This is a genomic window from Propionispira raffinosivorans DSM 20765 (assembly GCF_000381065.1).
Lineage (GTDB): Bacteria > Bacillota > Negativicutes > Selenomonadales > Selenomonadaceae > Propionispira > Propionispira raffinosivorans.
The window spans coordinates 144,227-160,307 of record NZ_KB905841.1 but is presented as its reverse complement, the minus strand read 5'-3'; the positions used below and the strand labels follow the sequence as shown (position 1 = coordinate 160,307).

The following is a 16,081-nucleotide window of genomic DNA, read 5'->3' as shown; positions in this document are numbered from 1 at the left end:
TTGGGGTGTTAATGTGAAGGATAATGTAATCAAAGTTAAGGGTGCCAGAGAGCATAATTTAAAAAATATCGATATTGAAATACCACGTGACAAGCTTGTCGTGATTACGGGCCTGAGTGGTTCAGGCAAATCATCACTGGCTTTTGATACAATTTATGCAGAAGGACAAAGACGTTATGTAGAGTCGTTGTCAGCTTATGCCAGACAGTTTTTGGGGCAGATGGATAAACCGGATGTTGATTATATCGAAGGACTTTCACCGGCGATTTCCATCGATCAAAAAACAACCAGTCGTAATCCTCGCTCAACCGTCGGAACGGTTACGGAAATCTATGATTACCTGCGGTTGATGTTTGCTCGTGCAGGGCGTCCTCACTGCCCGAAATGCGGTAAATTGATTACGCAGCAGACGGTTGATCAAATGATTGACCAAATTTTGACACAGCCGGAAAAAACAAAGCTTTTGATTATGGCGCAAATTATTCGTGGTAAAAAAGGCGAACATCGCAAGGTTTTAGAGCAGATTCGTAAGGATGGCTATGTAAGGGTCCGCATTGATGGTGAAATACAAGATATTAATGAGGAAATCAATCTTGAAAAAAACAAGAAACATACGATTGAAGTTGTTATTGATCGACTGGTGATTCGCGATGGACTGGAACAGCGTTTGGCCGATTCGTTAGAAACAGCTCTCGAACTTGGTCAGGGTGTTGTTTATATTCAAATTGTTGATGGCGAGACGTTGATGTTTAGTCAGAATTTTGCTTGTGTGGATTGCGGCATCAGTCTGCCGGAAATTGCCCCGCGTATGTTTTCTTTTAACAGTCCATATGGAGCTTGTCCGGCGTGCAGCGGACTTGGCAATAACATGGAATTTGATTTAGAACTTGTGATGCCAAATCCTGAATTGACTTTTGCAGAGGGCTTATTTGCCCCGTTGTCGCGCAATCTGAATTCCTATGCGATGTGCCAGTTAGATGCTGTGCTGAAACAGTATAAATATACAGTGGACAGTAAGTGGACCGATCTCAATGAAACGGTGCAAAATCTTATTTTATATGGTTCAGGTGATGAAAAGTTCACGTATTTCTATGAAAATATGTTTGGCGAATACAAGGAGTATCATTCGGTATTTGAAGGTGTAATGCCACTTTTAAACCGTCGTTACAGCGAAACAAATTCGGATACGATGCGTGAAGAATATGAATCGTATATGAGCAGTAAAGCTTGTCCAGTTTGTCATGGAGCGCGCCTTAAGCCGGAAACACTTGCCATAAAAGTGGGCGAGAAAAATATTCATGAGGTTACAAGTTTAACGATTGCTGAGTGCGATGTGTTTTTTAAGCAGCTTACGTTAAGCGAACGAGAACAGTTTATTGCTGCACAGATTTTAAAAGAAATTCATGCCCGTTTGGGATTTTTGCTGGATGTTGGCTTGGATTATCTGACGCTCAGTCGGGCCGCTGGTACCTTGTCGGGTGGTGAAGCACAGCGGATTCGGTTAGCGACACAGATTGGATCGGGACTGGTGGGCGTTCTTTATATCCTCGATGAACCAAGTATTGGACTGCATCAACGCGATAACAACCGTCTTTTGGCTACATTGAAACATTTGCGTGATCTTGGTAATACTCTGCTGGTCGTTGAGCATGATGAAGATACAATGTATGCGGCCGATTATATTATTGATGTTGGACCGACGGCTGGTGAAGCTGGTGGCTATATTGTGGCTAAAGGAAGTGTTGAAGATATCAAGGCGGCGAAGGGATCGATTACGGGTCAGTATCTGAGCCGCAAAAAATACATTCCCGTACCGGAAAATCGAAAGCAAGCAAATGGAAATTGGATTGAAATCATTGGTGCAAAAGAAAATAATCTAAAAAATATCTCCGTGAAGTTTCCGCTCGGCTTATTTACGGTCGTTACGGGTGTGTCCGGTTCAGGGAAAAGTACGTTAGTGAATGAAATACTTTTTAAAGGGCTGGCGGCTAAACTTTACAGTGGCAAAGGTAAACCGGGAGCGCATAAAGCAATTCGTGGTTTGGAGCTTATTGATAAGATCATTGATATCGATCAGTCGCCGATTGGGCGGACACCTCGTTCGAATCCAGCAACTTATACGGGACTTTTCGATACAATTCGTGAGGTCTTCAGCCAAACGAATGAAGCAAAAGTTCGTGGTTATAAGCCGGGACGATTCAGTTTCAATGTAAAAGGCGGCCGTTGTGAGGCTTGTCATGGTGATGGGATCATTAAAATTGAAATGCATTTTCTGCCGGATGTCTATGTGCCGTGTGAAGTTTGCAAAGGAGCCCGCTATAATCGGGAAACCCTGGAAGTAAAATATAAAGGCAAAACGATTTCGGATGTTTTGAATATGGTGGTCGATGAAGCCGTAGAATTTTTCCAAAACATTCCAAAACTGCAGCGAAAACTGCAAGTGATTCAAGATGTTGGACTTGGCTATATCAAGCTTGGTCAGTCAGCAACGACTCTTTCAGGGGGAGAAGCGCAGCGCGTGAAGCTGTCAACTGAACTGGCGCGCCGCAGTACTGGAAAAACGTTATATATCCTGGATGAACCGACTACGGGACTTCATACGGCCGATATCCATAAATTGCTGGAAGTGCTGACGCGACTGGTTGATGGTGGTGATACGGTTGTTGTAATCGAGCATAATCTCGATGTGATAAAGACGGCGGATTATGTAATTGATCTCGGGCCGGAAGGCGGTGACCGTGGCGGCACCATCGTAGCAACCGGTACGCCGGAAGAGATCGCAAATGTTAAAAAATCATATACGGGTCAGTTTTTGAAACCATTACTCACCGAACACTTAAACTAAAAAAAGGGATTGCCATTTTATTGTGGCAATCCCTTTTAAGTACTTATGCGTAATACATGCTGCTATTAATTAAAGCAGCAAGGTCCATTTGGTCTTTTAATTTTCGTTTTGGTGGAGTCTGTTCATAGGCTGGCAGACGTTTTTTGATGAATTGGGTATCAATGTCGCCGGTACAGAAAGACGTATCTTCAAGAATTCGTTTATGCAGTGAAATTGTTGTTTTTACACCTTCCACTTTGAATTCATTGAGGGCTCGCTGCATGATCTTGATCGCATCGCCGCGCGTGCGTCCATGAACCACAACTTTCGCCATAAGGGAATCATAGTCAGGTTCGATGGAAAGACCGGCTGAAATACCGCTGTCTACACGGATTCTTGGACCACCTGGTTCATGATAGAATTCAATTTTTCCGGGTGATGGCAGAAAATTATTGTCAGGGTCTTCGGCATTGATACGGCATTCGATGGCATGCCCATGAAATTCAATGTCTTTTTGACTGAGCGTTAAAGGCTCACCAAAGGCAATATGGATTTGGGTTCTGACAAGATCAACCCCCGTAACTTCTTCCGTAATGGCATGCTCCACTTGAATGCGAGGATTGATTTCCATGAAATAAAACTGATTGTTGCTGAGATCGAATAAAAATTCGACGGTTCCAATATTGGTATAGTGGATACTTTTGGCGGCTTTAATGGCGAGCGCACCAATCTCTTCACGCATCTCGGGCGAAAGACCAATGGATGGTGATTCTTCGAGCAGTTTCTGGTTGCGGCGCTGCAAGGAGCATTCGCGTTCGCCAAGGTGAATTACCGTACCATAATTGTCTGCGACAATTTGTACTTCAATATGACGGGAGTGCTCAATATAATGTTCAAAATAAAATTTTATACTTTGTAAATTGACGATTTGCAGGATGTTTTTTAAATCTTCTTCCGAATAAGCAACAAACATCCCTTTGCCACCGCCACCGGCTACTGGTTTTAAGATGACAGGATAACCGACTTCTTTGGCCGCTTCAATGGCATGACTTTCACTGGTAAGTGGATCACTGCCTTTGGCCATGGGAATTCCTGATGGCAGCATAGCGGCACGGGCTATATCTTTATCACCAACCTGACGGATTGTTTCAGCCAGCGGTCCAATCCAGGTTAAGCCGGCATTTGTTACTTTTTCGGCAAATTCGGAGCTTTCCGATAGAAATCCATATCCGGGATGAACAGCTTCAGCTTTTGTTGCTTTCGCAGCTTCGAGCAGGGCATCCATATTTAAATAGCTTTGGGAAGCATCAGCAGGTCCGATATTATAAGTCAGGTCAGCTAGCTGAACATGCATGGCATTTTTGTCTGCATCCGAATAAACAGCCACTGTTTCAATACCCATTTCCTGACAGGCACGAATAACACGTACGGCAATTTCGCCGCGGTTGGCAATGAGAATTCTTTTGAACATAAAATTAACCCCCTTGAATTATATGTGTCCATGAATAAAAGAGAACACATATTTTGCAACAGTTGTATCCTATCTGGTCTGACAAAACTCATTTGAAAAATATTGTGAAATAATACACTTTCGTCTCACGTGCTTATTAAAGCATTTATTTTATTTATAGTCAATAGAAAATACATAAAAAAAACAATAGAGAATTTTCTGTAATGACATACAATAATAAACAATTACAATTTTAACACATAACTATACCTAAAAGCAATGATACTTTCAGGCTATTACTACGATTACTTTATTGAATCGTTATAAATAAAAAAAATTATTGCTTTCGTGTATAATATAGAGAGAGAGTTGGTGAGATATGACAGAGAATGTAATTGAAAAATTACAGCTTTTGCCGAATCAGCCTGGTGTTTATATTATGAAAGACAACCATGGTAAGATTATTTATGTCGGTAAAGCTGTGGTTTTAAAAAATAGAGTGCGTCAATATTTTCAAACGAACAAAAATCATTCTGCTAAAGTTAAATCGATGGTGGCAAAAATTGATGATTTTGAAACAATTATTACTGGCTCAGAAATAGAAGCACTTATATTGGAATGTAATTTAATTAAGAAACATCGTCCTAAGTACAATATCAGTCTTAAAGATGATAAGACGTATCCTTATGTAAAGGTGACGCTAAATGAACCCTATCCCCGTGTGCTCACAACTCGGCGAGTTTTGAAAGATGGTGCCAGATATTTTGGACCTTATACAAATGCGGGAGCTGTTCATGAAAGCATTAAACTATTGCGGCGTCTGTTTCCGCTGCGCAGCTGCAAGAACATGGATGTGGATCGTCCTTGTCTGGAGTATCATATTAAACGTTGTCTGGCACCTTGTACGGGTAAGGTGGATGTGGCTGAATATAATGACATGATCAAGGCGGTGTGTTTGTTTTTAGAAGGACGCAGCGATGCGGTGGAGAAAAATCTTACGGAACGAATGTCTGCTGCTGCCGATAATTTTAAGTTTGAATTGGCGGCGAAATTGCGTGATCAATTAATAGCGGTTCGAAAGATTAGCGAAAAACAAAATATTGTCACTGGTGCAGGTGATCAAGATGCTGTGGGGATGGCTCGTTCAGAATTTGGTGTATGTATGCAGGTGTTTTTTATTCGCAGCGGGAAGATGGTCGGACGCGATCATTTTCTGGTGACTGGCAGCGAAGAGGAATCCGATGAGACCGTTCTGGAAGCATTTTTGAAACAATATTATAATCAGGCGACCTTTATTCCTCGTGAAGTGCTTTTGCCATTTGAATTAAGTGAACAGAGTTTGCTGGAAGCATGGCTCAGCAAACAAAAGGCAGCACGGGTTGAGCTGGAATCACCAAAACGTGGGACTAAAAAAGATATTGTGCAGATGGCAACAGGAAATGCAGAAAAGTTTTTGGCGGATGAAGCCACAAAATTAAAACAAGCTAATGCGCAGACGCTGGGGGCCGTAGCTGAGCTTCAGCGGCATCTTCAGCTAAGTAAGGCACCAAACCGTATGGAGTGTTTTGATATATCACATATTCAAGGCTCAGAGACAGTCGCTTCGATGGTTGTTTTTGAAGGAGGCGTGCCCAATAAGGCGGCTTACAGGCGTTTTAAGATCCGGTCGGCAGAAGGCAAACCGGATGATTTTCTATCGATGCGTGAAGTGACGATGCGTCGTTATGGTGATTCGGTTGTTGAAGATATGCCAGATCTTATCATTATTGATGGTGGTAAAGGTCAGCTGAGTTCAGCATTGGAAATCATTCGTGGTGCGGGACATCTTTTAGTGCCGGTTGTAGGTTTGGCTAAACAGTTTGAATATATTTTTACGGAAGGTGAATCAGAGCCAGTTATTTTGCCTCGCCATTCGCAGGCATTGTACTTGGTGCAGCGAATTCGTGATGAAGCCCATCGATTTGCTGTTACGTATCATCGTAAACTGCGCAGTAAACGAAATCTGGTGTCGGTGCTGGATCATATTGTTGGTATCGGTCCGAAACGACGTAAACTTTTACTAGATCATTTTGGCAGTGTGGATAAAATAAAAACAGCGAATGTTGAGGCGATGGCAAAAATTACCGGCATGAATCTGCCTGCTGCGCAGGCTGTTTATAATTTTTTTGCGAGTCGAAATGAAATATAAGATAGATGGTACAGGAAAGGACATGCAAGGTGATATTTAAATGAAATTTGTTGATTTACATGTACATTCAAATATATCAGATGGAAGCTATACCCCTGTAGAGCTTATAAAACTGGCTCATAAAACAGGTCTTAGCGCGATTACACTCAGTGATCATGAAACAATTGCCGGAAATGCTGAAGCAAAGGTAGAAGCCGATAAATTGGGCATTGAATTTATTTCTGGGATGGAGATAACCGTTGATTATAAGAATCGACATCTGCATCTCGTGGCTTTAGGGTTTGATGCAAAACAGCCGGCATTTAAAAATTTATATAAAAAAATCAGGGATCTTAAAGAAGCGAAGATGGAAGAACTCATTTGGGGCATCAAAGAAAAAGGTGTGCCAATATCGGTGGAACTTATCCAGCCGTTTACATTACTCAACAAAATTGATCGGTATGCTATTATGCGCTACCTGGTTTCTCTGCATTTATTTGATCATGTCCAGCCAATTTGGGATCAGTATCTTACTCCCGTGATTCGCCAGCTCAGTCTAAATCATAATGTTTCAGTAGAGGAAACGACAACGGCTGTGAAGGCTGCTGGCGGCATGACATCACTCGCTCATTTTCACAAACGTCTGGGACTTGCCGGGCTGAATCGTCAAGAACAGGAAATCGCTATTGCTGAACTGTGTGCAATGGGACTGGATGGCATGGAACAGTATTATCCAAATTATACAGCAGCAGATCAGGCCTTTGCTGAAAGTATGCTGACAAAATATAAAATGATTCCCACGGGCGGGTCAGATTTTCATGGCTTGAATCGTCCAGAGGTGGCACTTGGTACGGGGATAAAAAATAATATTGTCGTGCCCTATACCTTATATGAGAATGTTTTGCAGTATTGTCAGCGGACGGTTTGAAAGATTCATTTTCCTTATAAAAAAATCTTGTAGTTCAATGAAAATATGGTAATATAAGTATAGAATCAAAAAGAGAATATACGAAAGCAAGATCACAGTGCTGGTTTCGTATATTTCATTTTGAGAAAAAGATAAGGGGGTATTATTATGAAGAAGTATGTATGTACTGTTTGTGGCTGGATTTATGATGAAGAACTTGGTGATCCGGACAATGATCTTGAAGCAGGCGTAGCTTTTGAAGATTTACCGGATGATTTTGTCTGCCCGCTTTGTGGCGTTGGTAAAGATGAGTTTGAAGTAAGTGAATAAGCGTTAATATTTTGAGCCGTATCTGTAGATAAAGAAAAACAGTTACGGCTTTTTCATGTTGAATTTTTTGATATTGTAAGGGGTTATAGAGTGAATACAATCAGAAAATGATTATTTGAACTTTCTGGTTATTTAATACTAGGTATAAAGTTTGATAAATAAAATTAATGTTAATATAAAAATGTACACAATATTCATTGCTTTTTAAGGGCGATTTTGTTATAATTTGTTACGTAAAGGACTTCATCCCACATAGATGGCTTGTAGTTGTCAAGAGTGTGCATTTCCCCCTTTTTAGTTAAGGGGCATGGATGTGCATCCTAAATAATAAGGAGGTCTATTTTATTATGAAAGTTACAGTTGTTGGAGCAGGTAATGTTGGAGCTACAGTGGCAAATGTCATTGCATTGAAAAATTTTGCCAGCGAATTGGTTTTGTTAGACATTAAAGAAGGCGTTTCCGAAGGTAAAGCGATGGATATGATGCAGACTGCACATATGCTTAATATCGATACTACGATTGTTGGCTGTACAAGTGATTATAGCAAAACAGCTAATTCAAAAGTAGTTGTTGTTACATCGGGTATTCCTCGTAAACCAGGTATGACTCGTGAACAATTGATTGGCACAAATGCTAAAATTGTAAAAAGCGTCATTGATGAAGCTTTAAAATATTCTCCAGATGCAGTGTTTGTTATTATTTCCAATCCAATGGATACAATGACCTATTTAACACTTAAAGATTCCGGATTACCTAAAAATCGTATTATTGGTCAGGGCGGGATGCTCGATAGCAGCCGTTTCAGATATTATTTGAGTCAGGCTCTTGGCTGCACACCTACTGATATTGATGGTATGGTAATTGGTGGTCATGGTGATACAACAATGATTCCGTTGACTCGTTTTGCTACATATAGAGGTGTTCCTGTAACGGATTTATTGGATAAAGAAACATTAGATAAAGTAGTAGCTGACACAATGGTTGGCGGTGCTACTTTGACGGGTCTTTTAGGTACTTCTGCCTGGTATGCTCCTGGTGCTGCCGGTGCTGCTTTGGCTGAAGCTATTGTAACAGATTCGAAAAAAATGATTCCTTGCTGTGTATACCTTGATGGTGAATATGGCGAAAAAGATATTTGCATTGGTGTTCCAGTAGTTCTTGGAGCAAATGGTATTGAAAAAATCGTTGATGTTAAATTGAATGCTGAAGAAAAAGCTTTGTTTGATAAGAGCGTTGCTGCAGTTCGTAAAACGAATGGTTTATTAGGCGATTCGCTTAAATAAGTTCTTGCAATAAAAAGGCAGTCCATACGGGCTGTCTTTTTTGTTGCATTTTTTTGAAAACATGAGACAATAATAGATGGATTGAAAGTTGAATGTTTGAGTGTTACTATATATAATGCAATTTAGTGTCGCATAGAATGATTGGCAGGCAGATTTCAACTTGTATCATGAAAATTGGGGGTTTACTATGGCAATAAAGTTATTTGTAACAGATTTGGATGGAACACTTTTAAATCGGGAAAATGAAATATCAGCAGAGAATAAGCTGGCAATTCAGGATGCTGTGGCACAGGGGACAACGGTAACCATTGCTACAGGCCGCATGTATGTTTCTGCGCTGCCTTATGCGAAGCAGCTTGATGTTGATGTGCCGATTATTACATATAATGGAGCACTTATCAAATCCGTTTCGGGAGAAGTGCTTTTTGAATCATATCTCGATCCGCAAACTGTGAAGGGTGTTTTAGATTATTGTTTGGAACAAAACTGGTATATTCAAATTTATCAGGATGACCGTCTGTATTTTGCTGAACGCAATGATATTGCCCGGGGTTATGAAGCGATGGCGGGGCTTGAGGGTGAAGCTGTGGGAACAGCCGGTCTATATGAAAAGACGCAACTGGTGCCTAAAATGCTTGTAATCACGAGCGGCAGTGCAGAATCGGATGCAGGTGTTGCAAAACTTCAAGACCGCTTTGGCGATCAGATTTTTGCGGTAAAATCGAATCCGACCTATATTGAGATCATCAATCCAGGCGTAAATAAAGCAACATCTTTACAGATTTTACTGGGAAAAATGAATTTACAAAAAGCTGAAGTCATGGCAATCGGTGATTCGAATAATGATTTGCCAATGCTCAAAGAAGCTGGTTTTAGTGTGGCTATGGGCAATGCCAGCGATCATGTGAAATCGGTCTGTGACTATGTTACGGAAGATAATATGCATAGTGGTGTGGCTGCGGCCATCCATAAATATGTATTGGAATAATTCGATAGAATCAGGTGAAAAAATGTCAATTAAATTAATTGCGATGGATTTAGACGGGACTTTATTAAATTCACAGAAAATAATTACGCCGCGTACGTTTGCAGCATTGCAGGCCGCAAAGGAACGAGGCATCTATATTACGATTGCGACAGGCCGAATGTATATGGCAGCAGCCTATTTCGCCAAAATGATCGGTGCACAGGTGCCCGTCATTTGCTGCAATGGTGGTTTGGTTCGGGGGGACGCTGCGCAGCCGCCAATCTTTGTAAAATGTTATAAAGAATCGGTGGCACGTGAAGTTCTTGCTGAATGTTATAAAAATGACTGGTATGCACAATGGTATATTGATACCCAGATTTATGCGAAAGATTTTCGTCCGGATATGTTTGGTTCGTATCGCACGGTAGAAGGGTTTAATCTCAATGCCGTTGGTGATGATTTTTTATCTTATACGAAAGATGTTATTCAGATTGTTATCCGTGATAAAGATGGTGGTGTAGCTGCAATTACGGAAAAGATCCGTGCTCAGTTTTCCGGTTTGCTGGACCCTCAGCAAAATACGGATATAAGTGTTGATCTGACGCCCCCGGGTATTAACAAAGCAGTGGGGCTTAAAGCGCTGCTGGATCATTTGAATTTAAGATCGGATGAAGTGATGGCCTGTGGTGATGGTGATAACGATCTGGCGATGCTGGAATATGCAGGGTTTAGCGTGGCTACGGGTAATGCTCTTGATCAGGCAAAACAAGCCGCCGATGTGGTTACCGATACCTGTGATCAAGATGGAATTGGCAAAGCGATTGAACGCTATGTACTGAAAAACGGAAGCTTTTGATTTTTTCTCCTTTTTGACCTATAATTGAGTAGACTTTATTTTGAATACTATGGAGGTGGTAACCGATGGATGATTTTCATTTAGTTATTATTACAGGTATGTCTGGTGCTGGTAAAACGCAAGTGTGCAGACATATGGAAGATTTAGGATATTTCTGCGTGGATAATCTACCACCGATGTTTATCCCCAAGTTTGTTGAGCTTTGTGCCCATTCCGCTGGCCGGGTCAATAAAGTTGTATTAGTTGTCGATATGCGCAGCCGTGAATTTTTTGATGCGCTGATTCATGTTGTTGAACAAATGGATCAGGAAAATCAACCTTATGATATGGTTTTTATGGAAGCATCTGATGCAACAATTATTCGACGCTATAAAGAAACTCGCCGCCGTCATCCGATGGCGCCAAGCTCGAGAATTAGCGATGGGATTGCCAAAGAGCGAGAACGTTTGGCGCCGATTCGCAATCGAGCCACTCATATTATTGATACAACAGAATTGAAAAAATCGGAACTAAAAGATAAAGTCTTGCGTTTGTTTGGTAATTGCCAAGGTGAACAGATGAATATTACGGTTGTGTCGTTTGGGTTTAAATTTGGTATGCCGCTGGATGCAGATATGGTTTTTGATGTACGTTTTTTGCCAAATCCGTTTTATATTGATGCTTTGCGTCATAAAAGCGGCGCGGTACCGGGCGTTGCTGAATATATTGCCAAATGGCCGGTAACGCAGCAGTTTCTTGAGAAATTAGATGATATGGTTGATTTTCTGGTTCCCCAATACATCAAAGAGGGGAAAAGCCAGCTGGTTCTTGCCGTGGGCTGTACTGGCGGAATGCATCGCTCTGTATATATAGCGAAGCATCTGTTTGAGTTTTTAAAAGCACGTGGCTATGGAGCAAATATTGAGCATCGTGATTTAATGAAAAATGATGTTCATGAACATCCGCGCCAGGAATGAGATTATGAATTGAAGTCGAGGGAATAATATGCATTTATTGAAATGGCTGTATCCGGGCATGCGATTTAAACGATGGCTGTTTTTGTTTGCAGTCGGTGTTATGATGGTCAGCTTAGGTTTGGCAGTCGTATTTAACTACAAATACATTGATAATATTGAAGAACTAATTTTTCGAACGGTATATATGTGGACTGGTACTTACTATTATATGGTAACGGCTGTGGTCGGCAGTGTCGTGATTCTAGTTGGAAGCATCATCATGCTTTTAGCAACGAGGATGATTATTCGTTCGGTTATTACTGTTTTGCTACCGGATAGTTCTGATAAACTGGTTGATTTGATTTATGAAAAACGCAAACTTAACCGGGGTCCGGCTGTGACTGTAATTGGCGGCGGTACAGGGCTTTCTGTTTTGCTGCGTGGAATCAAGGAAGCGACGAGTAATGTTACGGCGGTGGTTACTGTGGCGGATGATGGTGGTTCTTCGGGGCGTTTACGGGAGGAACTTGGGATTATTCCGCCGGGAGATTTGCGTAACTGTTTAGTGGCACTTGCCGATACAGAACCGTTGATGGAAAAATTATTCCAGCATCGATTTGGCGGCACGAGTGAACTTGCTGGGCATAGTTTCGGCAATTTGTTCATCGCGGCGATGACGGAAGTCACGGGTGATGTAGAAACTGCTTTGAAAGAATCAAGCAAGGTATTGGCTGTAAAAGGACGAGTGCTTCCGGCTAGTACAGAGATTGTGCGCCTCAATGCAACGATGACAGATGGCAGTGTGGTGGAAGGTGAATCACAAATTCCGTTGGTTCATAAGAGAATCCATCGGGTTCATCTGTCACCAGAACATGTAAAGCCAGTGGCATCTTCGATTGAGGCAATCAAAAAAGCAGATGCAATTATTTTAGGACCGGGCAGTCTGTATACGAGCATTATGCCAAATCTACTGGTGGATGATGTTGCAAAAACACTGCGGGATAGTAAAGCCGTTAAAATATATATTTGCAATGTAATGACACAGTCTGGTGAAACGGATGGGTACACGGCGTCTATGCATGCGAAAGCGATCTTAGATCATGCTGGCCCGGGATCGATTGATTATGTCCTGGTAAATTCCGGTGCTATTTCGCCAGAATTGCAGGAATTTTATGCAAAACAAAATTCATTTCCAGTTCTTGTGGATGAAGATGAGCTAAATGCACTGGGCGTTGGTTTTGTTAAAGCTGATATTATCAGCGAAACGAATGTAATACATCATGATCCAGTCAAATTATCGCGAAATGTCATGAAAATGGTTTATGGTCTGAAAGCAAATCCTGAAAATATGAGGATGCTGGATTATTATATGACTGGCAATAAATTAAAATAAAGAGGATTGAATGAAATGCCATCCTTTGCAACAGAAGTAAAAAATGAAGTGGCTCGGCTTGTGGATGAAAATAGCTGCTGTAAAATAGCTGAACTCGCAGCCCTCTTGCGAATGGGCGCTGTGATGACGATGGGGGGCAAACGAAGTTTAGGTATTAATTTTACAACTGAAAACGCAGCAGTTGCAAGACGGACTCTGACACTTTTGAAATCCAGTGGCGAGGTGCGGACGGAAGTAATGGTCAGTCGGGCCAGACGGTTGAAAAAACATAACAGCTATTGTGTCAGGGTCATCCCTTCGTTGATTGTCAGTGACCTTTTGGCGAAGTTAGGTCTTATGCATGGGGCCACTCTAAACGTCGGCAGTGACAGCGCCATTTTGCGTAAACATTGCTGCCGTCATGCTTATTTGCGCGGGGCGTTTTTGGGTGGCGGATCGGTAAACAGACCGGAAGGTAGTTATCATTTGGAGCTTGTTACGGGAAGCGAAGTTTTTGCTCAGTTGCTGCTGTCGCTTTGCCGCAAATTTGATTTGCCTGTTGGACTGAGTGAACGTAAAAATGATTATATCGTTTATATTAAAGAAAGCGATGCCATTATGGATTTTTTAGCGATTATCGGGGCGGAAAATGCTTTAGTGGAGTTTGAAGTGGCTCGCAATCTAAAAGAAGTGCGCAACCAAGTAAATCGTTTAGTTAACTGCGAAACAGCAAACCTGCAAAAAACGGCGAATGCATCAGTACGTCAGATGGAACATATTAAGTTAATAAAAGCAAAGCTGGGTTTTGATAGTTTGCCGGAGCCTTTGCAAGAGATTGCTGTGGTTCGCCTTAGCCATCCAGATGCGAGTTTAAAAGAATTGGCGGAAGTACTTCATATTAGTAAATCAGGTATAAACCATCGACTTAGAAAATTGGAAAAAATTGCAGTAGAATTAACAGAAGGTGAAGCAGATTGAATCTAAGAAAAAAAATCTTGGCGCTGAGCGCCTTTTTTATTGTGTTGGCAGCATCTTTTTTTATTGATACGATGCTGTATCCACCAAAAGGTGTGCCTATTCTTGAATACCATATGGTCAATGATACAGAAGAGGATGCTTATACGGTGCCGTCGGAAGAGTTTGCTCAGCAGATGCACTATTTAAAAGAGCAGGGCTATACGACGATCTCACTGTTGGATTTTATAAAAGCGAAAAAAGGTAAAGAAACATTACCGGACAAACCGATTATCTTGACATTTGATGATGGGTATGTTGACAATTATACGGATCTTTTGCCGCTGCTAGAAAAAGAAAATATGAAAGCTACGGTTTTTATAATTACGAATATGGTTGGGACAGATGGCTATTTAGATTGGACGCAGCTGCGTGATATGCAAAATAAAAATATTGAAATTGGTTCACATACAGCCAATCATCTGCCAGTGACAACGCTGGATTCAAAACAGAAACACGATGAATTGAATCTTTCTAAGTTACTCTTGGAATGGAATGGTATCAAGACAGTCTTTTTCTTTTCGTATCCGAATGGAGCCTACGATGATGAGACAGAGCAGATTTTAAAAGATGGTCAGTATTTAGGTGCTGTAACAGGGGATGCGGGGCTTAATACGTTTGTGACGAATCCTTATTTATTACAGCGAGTCAATATACCGCGACCACGTTTAGGTTTGATAGAATTTAAAGTGCGGCTGCTGAAAGCAGAAATTTTTACCAGGCTGGGAATTTCGCAGCATGTTTGAGGTTTATAGATACAAGGGGGATGACAATGAAAGTAATTTCAAAAAATTTATTTATGTTTGCAGTAGTGCTGGGCTTAACGATGCGTTTGTCAAGTGCAGAAGCTGCACATCAGCCAATGGAAAAAGATAAAGAGGGCCTGGTGAAAATAGAACAATCACTGGTTTCAGCCGACGGCAAAGTTAAACAACCTTATTCCAAAGCACCAAAACCGGGTATCAATACGATGCAAATATGGCCGGTCGTTTCTGCTGATGTGGGGGGGACGCTGCTCTTTTCGGATAGTCCGGAAATGGTTGAACAGGATGGTATCTTGTATACGGATACAGTTCAAGGGAAAAGCCGGATTTTATATTATCATTTAAACGCAACGAAATTAAACAAGAAAATTGCAGTTGTCCTAGAAAATATGTCATCAGATGAGACGGATGTTTCGGTTTCCCGTGGCGGCATGGGGACTCCTAGTGATGATTATTTATCTGTCGGCAAACAGACACAAACCGAATATTTTAAGGCACCTAAATTGGATCGGATTCATATTTTTGCCAATGGAAAGCGTTTGTTGGATTCAAAGATGAATCAGCTGATTGTCGAACCGGGACAATTGGTTTACGGTGTATTTGATTTTGAAACGAAGGTGCCGATTAAGGTATCGGTTGTCATGCTGCCAGCAGAAGATGATCCAGTGCAGTTTCTTAACCGTGCCCGTGTTTTGCCAGCTGATTCCCATCGTTTGCGCGGTACATTTGTTGGTATGGACCGTATCGTAAAAAGCGAGCAAACCTATGACAGCAGTAAAGATGGGGCTGTTTATATTCCGTTAGCTGATGATAAAAAGGATGAATATCGTACGGGAATTGATGCCACAGACGGTAGCATCGTGAAAAACTACGGGAATTATGGAATTCTTTACAAAATTCACATTCCGACGAAAGGCATGGGGAAAACCAAGTATTACCTGATGCCGCGCGGCGGTGTCTATGCCGGGGCGATGACTGTAGGGCGGGCAATGAACAGTTCAAAAGACATGCTCTTGACCCCTGTGGATCGGACATTTTTTGGTGAGAAAATCAATGTCAATGAATTAGCCGAACTGGGAACTTACAATGATTTTGCTTCTACCTGGTTTGAATTTTCACCGCCGGGAGCTTCGAATTTACCAGTGAATCTGGTTTTGATGCCGGCTGAATAAGGGGTATACTTGATTAGTTAAAGAAAAAACGCTACAATAT

General features: G+C 41.5%; 13 protein-coding genes. 12 read left to right on the top strand and 1 reads right to left on the bottom strand.

From position 1 onward, the window contains the following. Positions 1-13: 13 nt before the first annotated feature. Positions 14-2,845: an excinuclease ABC subunit UvrA gene (uvrA, locus tag F606_RS0103695; RefSeq protein ID WP_019552524.1), complete on the top strand. Its 2,832-nt coding sequence runs from the start codon at positions 14-16 to the stop codon at positions 2,843-2,845. Between the two features lie 43 nt (positions 2,846-2,888). Here the strand turns inward: uvrA and F606_RS0103690 are convergent, their stop codons facing one another. Further along, the gene (locus tag F606_RS0103690; protein ID WP_019552523.1) at positions 2,889-4,295 is read right to left on the bottom strand and encodes an acetyl-CoA carboxylase biotin carboxylase subunit; all 1,407 of its coding nucleotides are present in this window, start codon (positions 4,293-4,295) and stop codon (positions 2,889-2,891) included. Positions 4,296-4,653: 358 nt separating this feature from the next. Between F606_RS0103690 and uvrC the strand changes: the two genes are divergently transcribed. The 11 genes from uvrC to F606_RS0103635 all read left to right on the top strand — a co-directional run bounded on the left by uvrC (position 4,654) and on the right by F606_RS0103635 (position 16,041). Further along, positions 4,654-6,462, top strand: a complete 1,809-nt coding sequence (uvrC, locus tag F606_RS0103685; protein WP_019552522.1) for an excinuclease ABC subunit UvrC — start codon at positions 4,654-4,656, stop codon at positions 6,460-6,462. Positions 6,463-6,502: 40 nt separating this feature from the next. Beyond that, the gene (locus F606_RS0103680) at positions 6,503-7,369 is read left to right on the top strand and encodes a PHP domain-containing protein (RefSeq protein ID WP_019552521.1); all 867 of its coding nucleotides are present in this window, start codon (positions 6,503-6,505) and stop codon (positions 7,367-7,369) included. Between the two features lie 147 nt (positions 7,370-7,516). Further along, positions 7,517-7,678, top strand: coding sequence for a rubredoxin (gene rd, locus F606_RS0103675; protein ID WP_019552520.1), 162 nt, complete (start codon positions 7,517-7,519; stop codon positions 7,676-7,678). 347 nt (positions 7,679-8,025) lie between these two features. Next, positions 8,026-8,961 (top strand): malate dehydrogenase, encoded by a 936-nt coding sequence (gene mdh / locus F606_RS0103670; RefSeq protein WP_019552519.1) that lies wholly within the window; start codon positions 8,026-8,028, stop codon positions 8,959-8,961. Positions 8,962-9,148: 187 nt separating this feature from the next. Continuing rightward, on the top strand, positions 9,149-9,949 hold the full coding sequence (locus tag F606_RS0103665) for a Cof-type HAD-IIB family hydrolase (RefSeq protein WP_019552518.1): 801 nt from the start codon (positions 9,149-9,151) through the stop codon (positions 9,947-9,949). A 22-nt stretch (positions 9,950-9,971) separates the two neighbouring features. After that, complete coding sequence (locus tag F606_RS0103660; RefSeq protein ID WP_026329226.1) at positions 9,972-10,784, top strand: Cof-type HAD-IIB family hydrolase; 813 nt, start codon at positions 9,972-9,974, stop codon at positions 10,782-10,784. Positions 10,785-10,849: 65 nt separating this feature from the next. Beyond that, on the top strand, positions 10,850-11,740 hold the full coding sequence (rapZ, locus tag F606_RS0103655) for an RNase adapter RapZ (RefSeq protein WP_019552516.1): 891 nt from the start codon (positions 10,850-10,852) through the stop codon (positions 11,738-11,740). Positions 11,741-11,768: 28 nt separating this feature from the next. Further along, complete coding sequence (locus F606_RS0103650) at positions 11,769-13,112, top strand: gluconeogenesis morphogenetic factor MgfK (RefSeq protein ID WP_019552515.1); 1,344 nt, start codon at positions 11,769-11,771, stop codon at positions 13,110-13,112. 15 nt (positions 13,113-13,127) lie between these two features. Then, on the top strand, positions 13,128-14,069 hold the full coding sequence (gene whiA, locus F606_RS0103645; RefSeq protein ID WP_019552514.1) for a DNA-binding protein WhiA: 942 nt from the start codon (positions 13,128-13,130) through the stop codon (positions 14,067-14,069). Then, on the top strand, positions 14,066-14,851 hold the full coding sequence (locus tag F606_RS0103640) for a polysaccharide deacetylase family protein (protein ID WP_019552513.1): 786 nt from the start codon (positions 14,066-14,068) through the stop codon (positions 14,849-14,851). Before whiA ends, F606_RS0103640 begins: the two co-directional genes overlap by 4 nt. Before the next feature lie 26 nt (positions 14,852-14,877). Continuing rightward, the gene (locus tag F606_RS0103635) at positions 14,878-16,041 is read left to right on the top strand and encodes a hypothetical protein (protein ID WP_019552512.1); all 1,164 of its coding nucleotides are present in this window, start codon (positions 14,878-14,880) and stop codon (positions 16,039-16,041) included. Positions 16,042-16,081: the final 40 nt, after the last annotated feature.

Excerpts from the sequence above, each read along its gene's own strand:
- F606_RS0103690 (WP_019552523.1), bottom strand. The coding sequence starts at position 4,295 with ATGTTCAAAAGAATTCTCATTGCCAACCGCGGCGAAATTGCCGTACGT.
- uvrC (WP_019552522.1), top strand. The coding sequence starts at position 4,654 with ATGACAGAGAATGTAATTGAAAAATTACAGCTTTTGCCGAATCAGCCT.
- F606_RS0103680 (WP_019552521.1), top strand. The coding sequence starts at position 6,503 with ATGAAATTTGTTGATTTACATGTACATTCAAATATATCAGATGGAAGC.
- rd (WP_019552520.1), top strand. The coding sequence starts at position 7,517 with ATGAAGAAGTATGTATGTACTGTTTGTGGCTGGATTTATGATGAAGAA.
- mdh (WP_019552519.1), top strand. The coding sequence starts at position 8,026 with ATGAAAGTTACAGTTGTTGGAGCAGGTAATGTTGGAGCTACAGTGGCA.
- F606_RS0103665 (WP_019552518.1), top strand. The coding sequence starts at position 9,149 with ATGGCAATAAAGTTATTTGTAACAGATTTGGATGGAACACTTTTAAAT.
- F606_RS0103660 (WP_026329226.1), top strand. The coding sequence starts at position 9,972 with ATGTCAATTAAATTAATTGCGATGGATTTAGACGGGACTTTATTAAAT.
- rapZ (WP_019552516.1), top strand. The coding sequence starts at position 10,850 with ATGGATGATTTTCATTTAGTTATTATTACAGGTATGTCTGGTGCTGGT.
- F606_RS0103650 (WP_019552515.1), top strand. The coding sequence starts at position 11,769 with ATGCATTTATTGAAATGGCTGTATCCGGGCATGCGATTTAAACGATGG.
- whiA (WP_019552514.1), top strand. The coding sequence starts at position 13,128 with ATGCCATCCTTTGCAACAGAAGTAAAAAATGAAGTGGCTCGGCTTGTG.
- F606_RS0103635 (WP_019552512.1), top strand. The coding sequence starts at position 14,878 with ATGAAAGTAATTTCAAAAAATTTATTTATGTTTGCAGTAGTGCTGGGC.